The sequence below is a fragment of the Pseudomonas sp. MH9.3 genome, from assembly GCF_034354675.1.
Classification (GTDB): Bacteria; Pseudomonadota; Gammaproteobacteria; order Pseudomonadales; family Pseudomonadaceae; genus Aquipseudomonas.
In genome coordinates this window covers 1402420-1415397 of record NZ_CP133785.1, presented here as the reverse complement: position 1 = coordinate 1415397, position 12978 = coordinate 1402420, and the positions used below count along the sequence as shown (strand labels likewise).

The 12978-nt window shown below is 64.5% G+C and carries 9 protein-coding genes and 1 pseudogene; 9 read left to right on the top strand and 1 reads right to left on the bottom strand.

Features of this window, described 5'->3' with window-relative positions; translation table 11 throughout:
- Positions 1-115: 115 nt before the first annotated feature.
- The gene (locus RHM60_RS05810) at positions 116-790 is read right to left on the bottom strand and encodes a histidine phosphatase family protein (RefSeq protein WP_322213923.1); all 675 of its coding nucleotides are present in this window, start codon (positions 788-790) and stop codon (positions 116-118) included.
- Between the two features lie 272 nt (positions 791-1062).
- Between RHM60_RS05810 and RHM60_RS05805 the strand changes: the two genes are divergently transcribed.
- The 9 genes and pseudogenes from RHM60_RS05805 to RHM60_RS05765 all read left to right on the top strand — a co-directional run bounded on the left by RHM60_RS05805 (position 1063) and on the right by RHM60_RS05765 (position 12968).
- On the top strand, positions 1063-1731 hold the full coding sequence (locus tag RHM60_RS05805; protein WP_322213922.1) for an ABC transporter ATP-binding protein: 669 nt from the start codon (positions 1063-1065) through the stop codon (positions 1729-1731).
- Between the two features lies 1 nt (position 1732).
- Positions 1733-4195 carry an ABC transporter permease gene (locus tag RHM60_RS05800; protein WP_322213921.1) on the top strand — a complete coding sequence of 821 codons (2463 nt, stop codon included), beginning with the start codon at positions 1733-1735 and terminating at the stop codon, positions 4193-4195.
- Positions 4185-5247: pseudogene (locus RHM60_RS05795) on the top strand (lipocalin-like domain-containing protein). The gene RHM60_RS05800 and the pseudogene RHM60_RS05795 overlap by 11 nt, the downstream one beginning before the upstream one ends.
- A gap of 362 nt (positions 5248-5609) precedes the next feature.
- On the top strand, positions 5610-6605 hold the full coding sequence (locus tag RHM60_RS05790) for a hypothetical protein (protein ID WP_322213920.1): 996 nt from the start codon (positions 5610-5612) through the stop codon (positions 6603-6605).
- A gap of 2 nt (positions 6606-6607) precedes the next feature.
- Positions 6608-6985, top strand: coding sequence for a hypothetical protein (locus RHM60_RS05785; protein WP_015372368.1), 378 nt, complete (start codon positions 6608-6610; stop codon positions 6983-6985).
- 260 nt (positions 6986-7245) lie between these two features.
- Positions 7246-7863: a transcriptional repressor LexA gene (lexA, locus tag RHM60_RS05780; RefSeq protein WP_057007451.1), complete on the top strand. Its 618-nt coding sequence runs from the start codon at positions 7246-7248 to the stop codon at positions 7861-7863.
- Positions 7863-8477 carry a translesion DNA synthesis-associated protein ImuA gene (imuA, locus tag RHM60_RS05775; protein WP_322213919.1) on the top strand — a complete coding sequence of 205 codons (615 nt, stop codon included), beginning with the start codon at positions 7863-7865 and terminating at the stop codon, positions 8475-8477. The genes lexA and imuA overlap by 1 nt, the downstream gene beginning before the upstream one ends.
- A gap of 7 nt (positions 8478-8484) precedes the next feature.
- Complete coding sequence (locus tag RHM60_RS05770; protein WP_209982729.1) at positions 8485-9900, top strand: Y-family DNA polymerase; 1416 nt, start codon at positions 8485-8487, stop codon at positions 9898-9900.
- Positions 9876-12968: an error-prone DNA polymerase gene (locus RHM60_RS05765; RefSeq protein WP_322213918.1), complete on the top strand. Its 3093-nt coding sequence runs from the start codon at positions 9876-9878 to the stop codon at positions 12966-12968. Before RHM60_RS05770 ends, RHM60_RS05765 begins: the two co-directional genes overlap by 25 nt.
- Positions 12969-12978: the final 10 nt, after the last annotated feature.

Genomic DNA, 12978 nt, shown 5'->3' with positions numbered 1-12978 from the left:
CACTAACTGGGTCGAGTTATGTGGGGCGCCGTTAATTAACGGGCGCGGCTCAACATGCCAGAACAGGCCTGTCATTTTGCTGAATAGGTAATGCTGGATATGTAAAAAAGTGTGTTCAGAGGTTTTTCAAAACAGCCGTCCATGCCGGACCATTGACCAGTCCCAGGGTGTCGAACCTGCCGTCGGCCCTTGCCCGTATGAACAGCGCACTGCCGTATTGGGGAAACGCCGCGTGGGGGTAGCCCAGGGCTTTTTCGAAGTCGGCGATGCAGCCACTGTGAGTGACGAAGATCAGGTTGCGCCCGGGGTGTTTGTGCTGCAGCAGCTGTTCGCCGATCGCCTCGCCGCAGATGGCCTGCGGATCGGCCGTCAATTGGACGTTGCCGAACATTGCATGGGCCGTCTGGGCCGTGCGAGTGGCGGGGCTGGCGAGCACGTCGGTGCGCGTCATGCCCAATACGTTGAAGGCTTTGCCCAGCGCCTCGGCATGTTGGTTGCCGACGACGGTGAGGCCGTCGGACGGGCCGAGGCAGGGGTTTTTCGAGCGATCACAGCGCTCTTCATGGCGCACCAGCACGATCAGTTCGCCTTCCCGCCAGGCAGGCAGCAGGTGCGCAGTCAGCAGCCGCTTGCCCACACCCAGGTCGCGGGGTGTTGCAGGCCACAACAGCCAGCCCGCAAGCATCAGGCTTACGACGGCAAGGCTCATCCGCCACGTTCGCCAGCGCTTGATAAAGCGTCGGCGCGTGCGCGGTTTGGTCAGCGTGAGGTCAACCACATCATTCACCATGGCCGTATTTATTAATATTCAAGTAGGCGCAATGCATTAACGGAGGCCCGCAGTGGGATAAAGAGGCTGTCACAGGGTGGCTGTCTTTTGGCTGAACATCCTGCGGTTAAAAGTTGTCGCACTGAATAACTAACAAGTTGCCGATTCATCAGTAATGCGCCGGCAATTTAAAGTGACAGGGGTGGGCAGGTGGTGAAATCCATGTGAAAAATTTGCGTACTTGGCGCCATCAGCCGTTATTCTCGTTTTCAGTTTTCCAAGTGAGCGTGTTTATGTTGCAGGTGCACGGCGTGCGCAAGAGCTACACCACCCCCCAGGGGCCGCTGGCGGTGCTGGCCGGCGTCGACCTGCAGCTGGGCGAGCGCAGCAGCCTGGCGCTGATGGGGGAGTCGGGCAGCGGCAAGAGCACGCTGCTGCATCTGGTGGCCGGGCTCGACCGTGTGGACGGCGGCAGTATCCAGGTGGGCGAGCAGCGCCTGGACCAACTGGGCGAGGCGCAACTGGCGCAATGGCGGCGCAGCGAAATCGGCCTGGTGTTCCAGCAGTTCAACCTGATCGGCAGTTTGCGCGTCGACGATAACCTGGCCTTCCAGGCGCGCCTGGCTGGGCGTTTTGATCCGCAGTGGCAGGCGCAGTTGGTCGAGCGCCTGGGCCTGGGCGACTTGCTCAAGCGCTATCCCGAGCAACTCTCCGGCGGTCAGCAGCAGCGGGTGGCGGTGGGCCGTGCGCTGGCGTCACGGCCGGGCCTGCTGCTGGCGGATGAACCCACCGGCAATCTCGATGAAGGCACCAGCGATGACGTGCTGCAACTGCTGCTGGACCTGCTGCGCGACAGCCCCACCAGCCTGTTGATGGTCACCCACAGCCCGCGCATCGCGGCGCGGCTCGACCGCCAGGTGGTGCTGCATCGCGGGCTGGTCGTGCCCGCCGTTGCCTCTTGAGATGAGGGTATTTTATTGGGCGTTGCGCGCGCTGCTCAGCCACTGGCGGCGTCACCCCGTGCAGTTTTTCAGTGTGCTCACCGGCTTGTGGCTCGCCACGGCGTTGCTCACCGGTGTGCAAGCCCTCAACAGTCAAGCGCGGGATAGCTACGCACGCGCCGGCCAGTTGATCGGCGGCGAGCCGCAAGCCAGCCTGAGTGCGCCGGATGCGGCCGCTTTCCCCGAGGCGCTGTTTGCCCAGTTGCGTCGCGCCGGCTGGCCGGTGTCGCCGGTGGTGCAGGGGCGCGTGTTGCTCAAGGGGCATGAAGACCAGCGCCTGCAGTTAATGGGCATCGAACCGCTGTCCCTGCCCGGCAGTGGCGCGGTGGCAGGGCAGCGCTTGAGCCAGGCGCAAATGCTCGCGTTTTTTGCCGCGCCGGGGCGCACCTGGATTTCGCCGCAGACCCTGCACGCGCTGGGCCTGCGCGAGGGCGAGCAAGCGCATACCACCAGCGGGCAAGCCCTGCCGCCTTTGCAGGCCCAGCCGGACATGGCCCCCGGGCTGCTGCTGATGGACATCTGCTTTGCCCAACCCTTGCTGGGCATGCCCGGGCAATTGTCGCGCCTGCTGCTGGACAAAACCTTCGCCGCCACCCATCCCACGCCGCCGGCCGGCTTGCAGCTCAAGCAGGGCGAAGACAACAACCTCGCGCGCCTCACCGAAAGCTTTCACCTGAACCTGGATGCCCTGGGTTTTCTGTCCTTTGTGGTCGGGTTGTTTATCGTCCACGCCGCCATCGGCCTGGCCCTGGAGCAACGACGCAGCCTGCTGCGCACCTTGCGCGCGTGCGGGGTCAGCGCGCGCCTGCTGATCCTCAGCCTGGGCGTGGAGCTGGGCGTGCTGGCGTTGCTCGGCGGCGTGCTGGGCGTGGCCAGCGGGTACTTGCTGGCCAGCCTGTTGCTGCCGGATGTGGCCGCCAGCATACGCGGCCTGTACGGCGCCGAGGTGCCGGGCCAATTGAGCCTCAGCCCGGGCTGGTGGGTAGCCGGGCTCGGCTTGAGCCTGCTCGGCGCGCTGCTCGCCGGCGCCGGCAGCCTGTGGCGCGCGGCACGCTTGCCGCTGCTGGCGCTGGCCAATGCCCAGGCCTGGCATGAGGCCCATGGCCGCTGGTTGCGGCGCCAGGGTTGGGTGGCGGGAGCGGCGCTGCTGATTGCGCTGCTGGCGCTGTGGCTGGGCAACAGCCTGGCCGCCGGGTTTGTGCTGATGGCCGCACTGTTGCTGGGCGCGGCGCTGGGCTTGCCGGTGTTGCTCAATGCGCTGCTCAAAGGCGTGCTGGGGCGCAGCCGTTCGGTGTTGGGACAGTGGTTTCTCGCCGATTGCCGTCAGCAACTGCCGGCCCTGAGCCTGGCGCTGATGGCGCTGCTGTTGGCGCTGGCGGCCAATATCGGCGCGGGCTCCATGACCTCGGGCTTTCGCCACACCTTCGATAACTGGCTGGAACAGCGCCTTACCGCCGAGCTCTACCTCAACCCGCAAAACCCGGCGCAGGCCGAGCAGATGCACACCTGGCTGGCCCGCCAACTGCAGGTGCAGGCGGTGCTGCCCGCCTGGCAGGTCAGCGTGCAATTACAGGGTTGGCCGGCGGACGTGTTCGGCGTGGTCGACGACCCCACCTACCGTCAGCACTGGCCGTTGCTGGAAGCCGTCGGCCAACCCTGGGACCGCCTGCATCAAGGCGATACGGTGATGCTCAGTGAACAATTGGCGCGGCGCTTGAAAGTGCGATTGGGCGATACGCTCAGCGTGCCCACCGCGCAGGGCAACTGGTCGCCTTCGGTGGTCGGGATTTACGCTGACTACGGCAACCCCAAGGGCCACCTGCTGGTCGATTCACAGCACCTGTTGGCGCACTGGCCAGGGCTGTCACCGGTGCGCTTCAACCTGCGGGTGTTGCCGCAACAGGTACCGTCGCTGATCCAGGCCGTGCAGCGCACCTTTGCCCTGGAGGACAGCCGCATTGTCGATCAACAGCAGCTCAAAGGCTGGTCGAGCCAGGTGTTCGAACGCACGTTTGCCGCCACGGCCGCGCTCAACAGCCTCACCCTCGGCGTCGCCGGCGTGGCGCTGTTCATCAGCCTGTTGACCCAGAGCCAAAGCCGCCTCGGCCAACTCGCGCCGTTGTGGGCGCTGGGGGTGACGCGCCGACAACTGATGCTGCTCAACCTGGGCCAGACCTGGCTGCTGGCGGTGCTGACCCTGGTGCTGGCCTTGCCCCTGGGCCTGCTGCTGGCCTGGTGCCTGGATGCGGTGATCAACGTGCAGGCCTTTGGCTGGCGCCTGCCGTTGCAGGTATTTCCGTGGCAACTGGCGCAACTGCTGGGGCTGGCGATGCTCGCCACGCTGCTGGCCTCGGCCTGGCCGCTGTGGCAGCTATACCGCAGCCGCCCGGCGGATCTGCTGAGGACCTTCGCCCATGAAAATTAAAGCCTGGTTGTGGTGTGCGTTGCTGCTGTTGAGTGCGTGCGACAAAGCCCCCGCCCCCGAAGAAAGCTTTGCCGGCCTTGGCAGCGATGCCGCGGATTTTGCCCAGGTGGTGCCAGGCAAGGTGTTCACGTTTCCCGCAGACCACGGTGCGCATCCAGGCTTTCGCATTGAATGGTGGTACGTCACCGCCAACTTGAAGGACGCCCAGGGCAATGTGTTTGGCGTGCAGTGGACGCTGTTTCGCAACGCCTTGCAGGCGGGCCCCGCGCAGGCCGGTTGGCGCGATTCCACCGTCTGGCTGGGCCACGCGGCCGTCACTTCTGCCACCCGCCACTACGCTGCCGAGCGCTACGCCCGTGGCGGTGTCGGCCAGGCCGGCGCCCAGGCGGAGCCGTTTGCTGCCTGGATCGACGAGTGGAATTTTGCCAGCCGTCCCGGCGCGGCCAGCCCCTTGACAGACATGCAACTCAAGGCCGGCGGCGCGCAGTTTGCCTACGATTTGCGCTTGACCTCCAGCCGCCCACTGGTGCTGCAAGGTGACCGTGGCTACAGCCGTAAATCGGATCAGGGCCAGGCGTCGTATTACTACAGTCAGCCGTTTTTTACGGCCAGCGGCACTGTCAGCCTGGATGGCAAGGTGTATCAGGTGACCGGGCCGGCCTGGCTGGATCGGGAGTGGAGCAGCCAACCCCTGGCCGCCAGCCAGACGGGCTGGGACTGGTTTTCGCTGCACCTGGACAGGGGCGAGCAGTTGATGCTGTTTCGTGTGCGGCAGAAGGACGGTTCGGGTTACCTGACGGGTACCTGGATTGATCCGCAAGGGGGGACGCAGACCTTGCACAACGCCGATATCCAGCTCACGCCATTGGCCACCACCGAGATTGACGGGCGCCGTATTCCCACGCGCTGGTCGCTGAAGATTCCCGGCAAGGGCTTGGATATCACGACTCAAGCCGTCAACCCCAAGGCCTGGATGGATTTGAATATTCCGTACTGGGAAGGGCCGGTGGAGTTTGAGGGGGGTGGGGTATCTGGAGATGACCGGGTATTAGGCGTGGTTGTGGATGTACACCTGTTCAAATGTGGGAGGGGGTCTGTTGTGGCGAGCGGGCTTGCCCCGCGTTGGGGTGCGAAGCGCCCCCAATCAAGAAAAACGCGGTGTACCTGACACTACTCAGAGCCTGGTTCTGGGGCTGCTTCGCACCCCAACGCGGGGCAAGCCCGCTCGCCACGACAGGCCCGCTCGCCAAAGTGGTAAAGGTTTGACGGTAGGTCGGGCCGCTTTCTGTAAGCGCAAATTCTCTGCTGTGTAGGCAGCTTCCCAAATGTGATGGACCCCTCCCGGACTTGTGTCCACGCCGTGCTTCCCTGCTTATATTTCGACGCCAGTTTCATTGCATCCCGGATGTAAGGCATGGCGCAGAGCTACATCAATGACCGCACAACGGACTACGAGAGTTTGAAATCGCGCTTGATGGGCGGCGGCCTGAATAGACAGCGCTCTGATCATTTCGACGTACTGAATCGACACCTGCGCCCCGGTCTTGTGGCACCGGGGCAATTGGTGATTATTCCCGATGCCGGCAGCGTGAGCTGTTCCGGCGAGGAGGCCTGGTTGATGCGGCATGCTGAACAGGTTCGTCGCAGCCTGGAGCTGAATACGTCGGCTGGCGCGGTGGTGATCGGCAATTATGATTTGCTGCAGAGTTTTCTTGCGTATGGCTCGATTGGTATTGGCAGTGCTACATCGGCCTGGGCGCGGCACCTGGATGAAGTGGCGCAAACGTTGGAGGACATCGAACAAGTGCATCAGTGGTTGAGAAGTGGCGATCTGAGCAGGGAGAACTTTATCCGCCAGCGCCAAACGTTGTTCAGCCGGTTGGAATTGCAACTGCAAGGTGCTGCGAGGTTCGGTACAGGTTTACTCGGCAATGAGTCGTTGAGGAAAGTGCTGGGAATTTCGACCAGAAGCTATCTGCATAAAGGTGAGATAGCGGGATATGCGAAGCGGATTCGGGAGATTGCGCAGATGTCGAAATGGCTGGGCAAAGGGACTTACATTGGGTTGGCGCTGGATGTAGGCGTTACTGGGTTGGAGGTCAGGGAGGCGTGTGTGACGGGGAGAGAGGCGCAATGTCGAAGAGCGAAGTATGTGGAGACAGGCAGATTTGTGGGTGGGGTAATGGGATCGGTTTTTGGTGGACATATAGGTGCGAAGTTATCTCGTAGTGTTTGCCATATGGTGTTGGGTATTTCTATGAAAGGGCAGGGTGCGCTTGCTTGCGCAGTTATTGGCGGCGCTGCAGGTGGCTATGAGGCAGGTTCGGTTCTTGGTGATGAAAGTGCATTTCTGGGTGGAAAGATACTTGAGCTCAACGGTGACTTGATCTTCGAGCCAGAGGGTGCCTGACCGTGTCGTTTTTTCTTGCCTTAATCATCGTGCACCTCGCGGGTATTTTTGTACTCCTGAGCCTGATGCTTTTTGCCGAGTATGCAAAACTCGACGAGCTGGAAAGTTACTTTGACAATAACGAAAAAGTTCGTAGGCATAAGCGCTTTTGGAAGAGAAACAGTCGAATCGACCGGTTTCATCGTATGGGGTTGATGATTGACATCCTCTCGATGCCCAAGCGCTTTCTGAAAGCAGGCCTTGTCACTGAAGAGGAATTGGCATCTGTTCCTCCGGTGCTCAAGCGGTGGGCATTGTGGCCATATCGTGTTTCTTATATTTGGATTATCGCAACAGGCGCTTGGTACGCGTGGTTCAAATGGTGGCCAGAGGGGACTTAACGATGTCCTGGTTTGTCGCCTACACCCTCGTGATGCTCATCGACACATTCGTCGTTTTTGGCCTTCTGTAGGGCTCAGTGAAAAAAAGTTTTATGACTGAGGCAGAGTTATCCGCCGTTCCGCTATCACTCAAACGCTGGACCGGATGGCCCTATCGACTTGCGATGATTTGGGCTGTCAGTAGGGGCTATTGGTGCGCCTGGCTTCAGTGAACACTCCCGACTACCGGCTATTGTCAGAAATTTCCCGCAGGAGTACAAATGTACTCCATGACGACTCTAACCCCACGCCGTACCGCCATTCTGACCTTTATCCGCGATCGCATCGCGCAGCAAGGGCAGCCTCCCAGCCTCGCCGAGATCGCCGAGGCGTTCGGCTTTGCCTCGCGCAGCGTGGCACGCAAGCATGTGCTGGCGCTGACTGAAGCCGGTTTTATCGAGGTCAACCCCAACCAGGCCCGTGGCATTCGCCTGCTCAATCAGCCGGCGCGGCCCGACTGGCTGGATGTTCCGGTGCTCGGTCGCGTGGCCGCCGGGCTGCCCATCGGTGCCGATGCCGAGGTGCACAGCCGCCTGCAACTGGACCCGACCACGTTCGCCAAAACTCCGGATTACCTGCTGCGGGTGCAGGGCGATTCGATGATCGAAGACGGCATTCTCGACGGTGACCTGGTGGGCGTGCGCCGCAGTGCCGAGGCCGTAAACGGGCAGATCGTGGTGGCGCGCCTGGATGGCGAAGTCACCATCAAGCGGTTCGAGCGCCATGGCGACAGCGTGCGCCTGTTGCCGCGCAACCCTGCGTATCAGCCCATCGTGGTGGGGCCTGACCAGGACCTGGCCATCGAAGGGGTGTTCTGCGGCCTGGTGAGGCAGGGTTGATGGGCGCCGTCATTGCGCTGGACACGCTGTTCAATGGCGGCCGCGTGTGGAAAGGCCGGCCCGCCGCGCCACCGGCCAGCGTGCACCCCACGGGGCTGGCGGCGCTGGATGCGGTGCTGCCCAGCGGTGGCTGGCCGGAGTCAGCCCTCAGCGAAATCCTGATGGCCACGGAGGGCGTAGGCGAATTGCAACTGGTGCTGCCGACCCTGGCGCGCCTGTCGGCGGCGGGGGAGCGCATCGTGCTGGTGGCGCCGCCTTACACGCCGTACGCCCATGCCTGGCACAACGCCGGGGTGGACCTGCGCCAGCTCGCCGTCATCCAGGCCGAGGAACGCGACGCGCTGTGGGCGGCGGAACAGTGCCTGCGTTCCGGCAGTTGCGGCGCGGTGCTGTGCTGGCCGCGCAAGGCCGATGACCGCGCCTTGCGCCGCCTGCAGGTGGCGGCGGAAACCGGGCAGACCCTGGCGTTTGCCTGGCGCGCATTGGGCGAGGCGCTCAATGCGTCGCCGGCGGCTCTGCGTCTGGCGGTCGAGGCGCGGCCTGCGCAGGTGCGCGTGCTCAAGTGCCGGGGCGGGCTGGCCCATCCGGCGCCGATTGCGCTGGCCGGGCACTGAGGTTGCCATGCGCTGGGTGTGTATTGTCTTCCCGCAATTGGCGCTGGACGGGGTGCAGCGTCTGCATCCCGAGCCGGACCAACCGCTGGTGCTGCTGGCGGGCACGCCGCAGCGCCGCGTCGTGCAAACGGCCAATGCCGCCGCGCGCGCCTTGGGCTTGCGCCCCGGCCAGTCGCTGACGGCCGCCCATGCGCTGAGCAAAACCTTTGCCAGCGCCGAGTACGACCCGGTTCAAATCGAACACTGGCAACAGTTTCTCGCGGCCTGGGCCTACCGTTTCAGTTCCCAGGTCAGTGTGTTTTATCCGCGTGCGCTGCTGTTCGAGATCGAGTCGAGCCTGGGCCTGTTCGGGCCCTGGCCGCAGTTCGAGGCGCGCTTGCGCAAGGAACTCACCGAACTGGGGTTTCGCCACCGCATCGTCGCCGCCCCCAACCCGGCGGCGGCGCGGGTGCTGGCGAACCTTTACGATGGCCTGGCCGTGGCCGATGACAGCGCCTTGCTGCACGCCCTGGCGCCGCTGCCCATCGACCGTGCAGGCCTGAACCCGCAGGCCGCCACCGCCTTGTCGCGCATGGGCCTGCGCACGCTGGCGCAGGTGCAGGCGCTGCCCCGGCATACCCTGGCGCGGCGCTTTGACGCCGGGCTGCTGCAGCACCTGGATACATTGACCGGGCAGCGCCCCCTGGCCCTGGCCTTCTATCAGCCGCCGGACCAGTTCGATGCGCGTATCGAATTGAATTTCGACGTGCACTCCCACCAGGCGCTGCTGTTTCCCTTGCGCCGCCTGACCGGCGATCTATCAGCCTTCCTCTGCGGTCGCGACAGCGGCGTGCAACGGTTCGACCTGCACCTGGAACACGCCCAGGCGCCGGACAGCGTGATCAAGGTCGGCCTGCTCAGCGCCGAGCGCGAACCGGCGATGCTGTTCGAGCTGGCTCGCGGGCGGCTTGAGCAGGTGCAGGTTACCGCGCCGGTACGCGGCTTTCGCCTGGTGGCCGAGGACCTGCCGTTGTTCGTGCCCCAGCGCCAGGACCTGTTCGACGACCGCCCGCAACAAACCCTGCCGTGGGAACAGTTGCGCGAACGCCTGCGCGCGCGCCTGGGGGATGAGGCGGTGCAGGGCCTGCGTTTTCATGCCGATCACCGCCCCGAATGTGCCTGGCAGGCGGTGGTCGACAAACACCCCTGCCCACCCCTGAACAAGGTGCAACGCCCCGGCTGGCTGCTGCGCGAACCAACCCTGCTGGCCGAGCAGGGGGTGCAGATTCTGATGGGCCCGGAACGCATCGAATCCGGCTGGTGGGACGGCGCCGACATCCGCCGCGACTACTACCTGATCCAGACCCGCGCCGGTCAGCAGGGCTGGGCCTACCGCAGCGTGGGGCAAAGCGACGGGTTATGGCTGCAAGGCTGGTTTGCATGAACTACGCCGAACTGCACTGCCTGTCCAACTTCAGCTTCCAGCGCGGCGCCTCGAGTGCGCTGGAGTTGTTCGAGCGTGCCAAACAACAGGGTTACCGCGCGCTGGCGATCACCGATGAGTGCACCTTGTCGGGCATCGTGCGGGCCTGGCAGGCGGCGAAGGCGGTGGAGGTGCCGCTGATCATCGGCAGCGAGATGCGCATCGAAAACGGCCCGAGACTGGTGTTGCTGGTGCAGGACCTCATCGGTTACCAGCACCTGTGCCGGCTGATCACCCTGGCCCGGCGGCGTGCCGAAAAGGGCGGTTATCGCCTGCTGCGGGAGGACTTCGACACACCGTTTTCCGGCCTGCTGGCGCTGTGGGTGGCCGAAGACGGCAATACCCAGGCCGATATCCAATGGCTGCGCCGCACCTTCGTCGACGGCCTGTGGCTGGCGGTGCACCTGCACTGCGGCCAGGACGATGCGCGCCATCTGGAGCAGCGCCTGCAACTGGCCGCCAGCCTGCACATCCCGGCGGTGGCCTGTGGCGATGTGCACATGCATGCGCGCGGTCGCCGGGCCCTGCAAGACACCATGACCGCCATCCGCCATCACGTACCGGTGGCCGAAGCCGGCACGCGCCTGCACCCCAATGGCGAACGCCACCTGCGCAGCCGCGAGGCCCTGGCCGCGCTGTACCCCCAGGCCTTGCTCGACGAAACCCTGGCCATCGCCCGCCGCTGCACCTTCGACCTCTGCCAGTTGCGCTACCACTATCCGCGCGAGCTGGTGCCCGACGGCCACAGCGCCAAGAGCTGGCTGCGTACCCTCACCGAAGAAGGCATTGCCCGGCGCTGGCCCCAGGGCGTCGAGGCCGGCACCCTGGAGCAGATCAACATCGAGCTGGCGCTGATCAGCGAGCTGGGCTACGAAAGCTACTTCCTCACGGTGCACGACATCGTACGTTTCGCCCGCAGCCGTTCGATCCTGTGCCAGGGGCGCGGCTCCGCGGCCAATTCGGCGGTGTGCTTTGCCCTGGGCATCACCGAAATCGACCCGAGCCTGACCCGGCTGCTGTTCGAGCGCTTCCTGTCCAGGGAGCGCAACGAACCGCCGGACATAGACGTCGACTTCGAGCACGAACGCCGCGAGGAGGTGCTGCAATACGTGTTCCAACGCTACGGGCGTGCCCGCGCGGCGTTGACGGCGGTGGTCAGCAGTTATCACGCGGCCGGCGCAGTGCGCGATGTGGCCAAGGCCCTGGGCTTGCCCGCCGACCAGATCAACGCGCTGGCCGAGTGCTGCGGGCGCTGGAGTGATGATGCACCACCGCTGGCGCGCCTGCGTGAAAGCGGCTTCGACCCGGACAGCCCGATCCTGCGCCGGGTGCTCACGCTGACCCAACAGTTGATCGGCTTCCCCCGGCACCTGTCCCAGCACCCCGGCGGCTTCGTGATTTCCGAACACCCGCTGGACACCCTGGTGCCGGTGGAAAACGCGGCCATGGCCGAGCGCACCATCATCCAGTGGGACAAGGACGACCTCGACGCCGTGGGCCTGCTCAAGGTGGATATCCTCGCCCTGGGCATGCTCAGCGCGATCCGTCGCTGCTTCGACCTGCTGCGCCGCCACCGCAACCGGGACCTGACGCTGGCGTCGATCCCCAAGGAAGACCCGGCCACCTACGCGATGATCAGCAAGGCCGACACCATCGGTGTGTTCCAGATCGAGTCGCGGGCGCAGATGTCGATGTTGCCCAGGCTCAAGCCGCAGACGTTTTACGACCTGGTGATTGAAGTCGCCATCGTACGGCCCGGGCCGATTCAGGGCGGCATGGTGCATCCGTATCTGCGTCGGCGTAATAAAGAAGAACCCACGACTTATCCGTCGCCTGCCTTAAAAGAGGTGCTGGAACGCACTCTGGGCATCCCGCTGTTCCAGGAACAGGTGATGCAGATCGCCATGGTCGCCGCCGACTACAGCCCCGGCGAGGCCGACCAGTTGCGCCGTTCCATGGCTGCCTGGAAACGCCATGGCGGGCTGGAGCCCCATCAGGAACGCCTGCGCACCGGCATGATGAAGAACGGCTACACCGAAGCCTTTGCCGCGCAGATCTTCGAGCAGATCAAGGGCTTTGGCAGCTATGGTTTTCCCGAATCCCACGCGGCCAGCTTTGCCCTGCTGACCTACGCCAGTTGCTGGCTCAAGTGCCATGAGCCGGCGGCGTTCGCCTGTGCGCTGATCAACAGCTGGCCCATGGGTTTCTACAGCCCGGACCAGATCCTGCAGGACGCACGCCGCCATCGCCTGCAGATCCGCCCGGTGGACGTGCTCGCCAGTGACTGGGATTGCAGCCTGGAGCCCATCGACGGCCAGCAACCGGCAATTCGCCTGGGGCTGCGCATGATCTCGGGGTTTCGCGAAGACGACGCGCGGCGCATCGAGGCCGCGCGCGGGCGTCGTGTGTTCGGCGACATTGCCGACCTTGACGAGCGGACCGGGCTGGATTCGCGTGCCCAGGCCCTGCTGGCCGATGCCGGTGCATTACGTGCGCTGGCCGGCAACCGGCACCAGGCGCGCTGGGACGTGGCCGGGGTGCATAAACAGCTGGGGCTGTTTGCCGGCCTGCCCGGCGCCGACGCAACCCCGGTGGCGTTGCCCGCGCCAACGTTGGGCGAAGACCTGTACGCCGACTACGCCACCCTCGGCACCACCCTGGGCCCGCACCCGCTGGCCTTGCTGCGCGCGGAGTTGCGCAAGCGGCGTTGTCGCAGTTCCCGCGAGCTGGCGACGGTGGAGCATGGGCGCAACGTCAGTGTGGCGGGGCTGGTCACGGGGCGGCAACGGCCCGGCACTGCCAGCGGCGTGACCTTCGTCACCCTGGAAGATGAATTCGGCAACCTCAATGTGGTGGTCTGGCGCGACCTCGCCGAGCGCCAGCGCCAGGCCCTGGTGGGTTCGCGCCTGCTCAAGGTGGATGGGCGCTGGGAGGCGGTGGGCGAAGTGCGGCACCTGATCGCCGGGCGTCTCACCGACCTCACGCCGCTGCTGGACGGCATCCATGTGCGCAGCCGGGATTTCCATTGAAGCCGTTGAT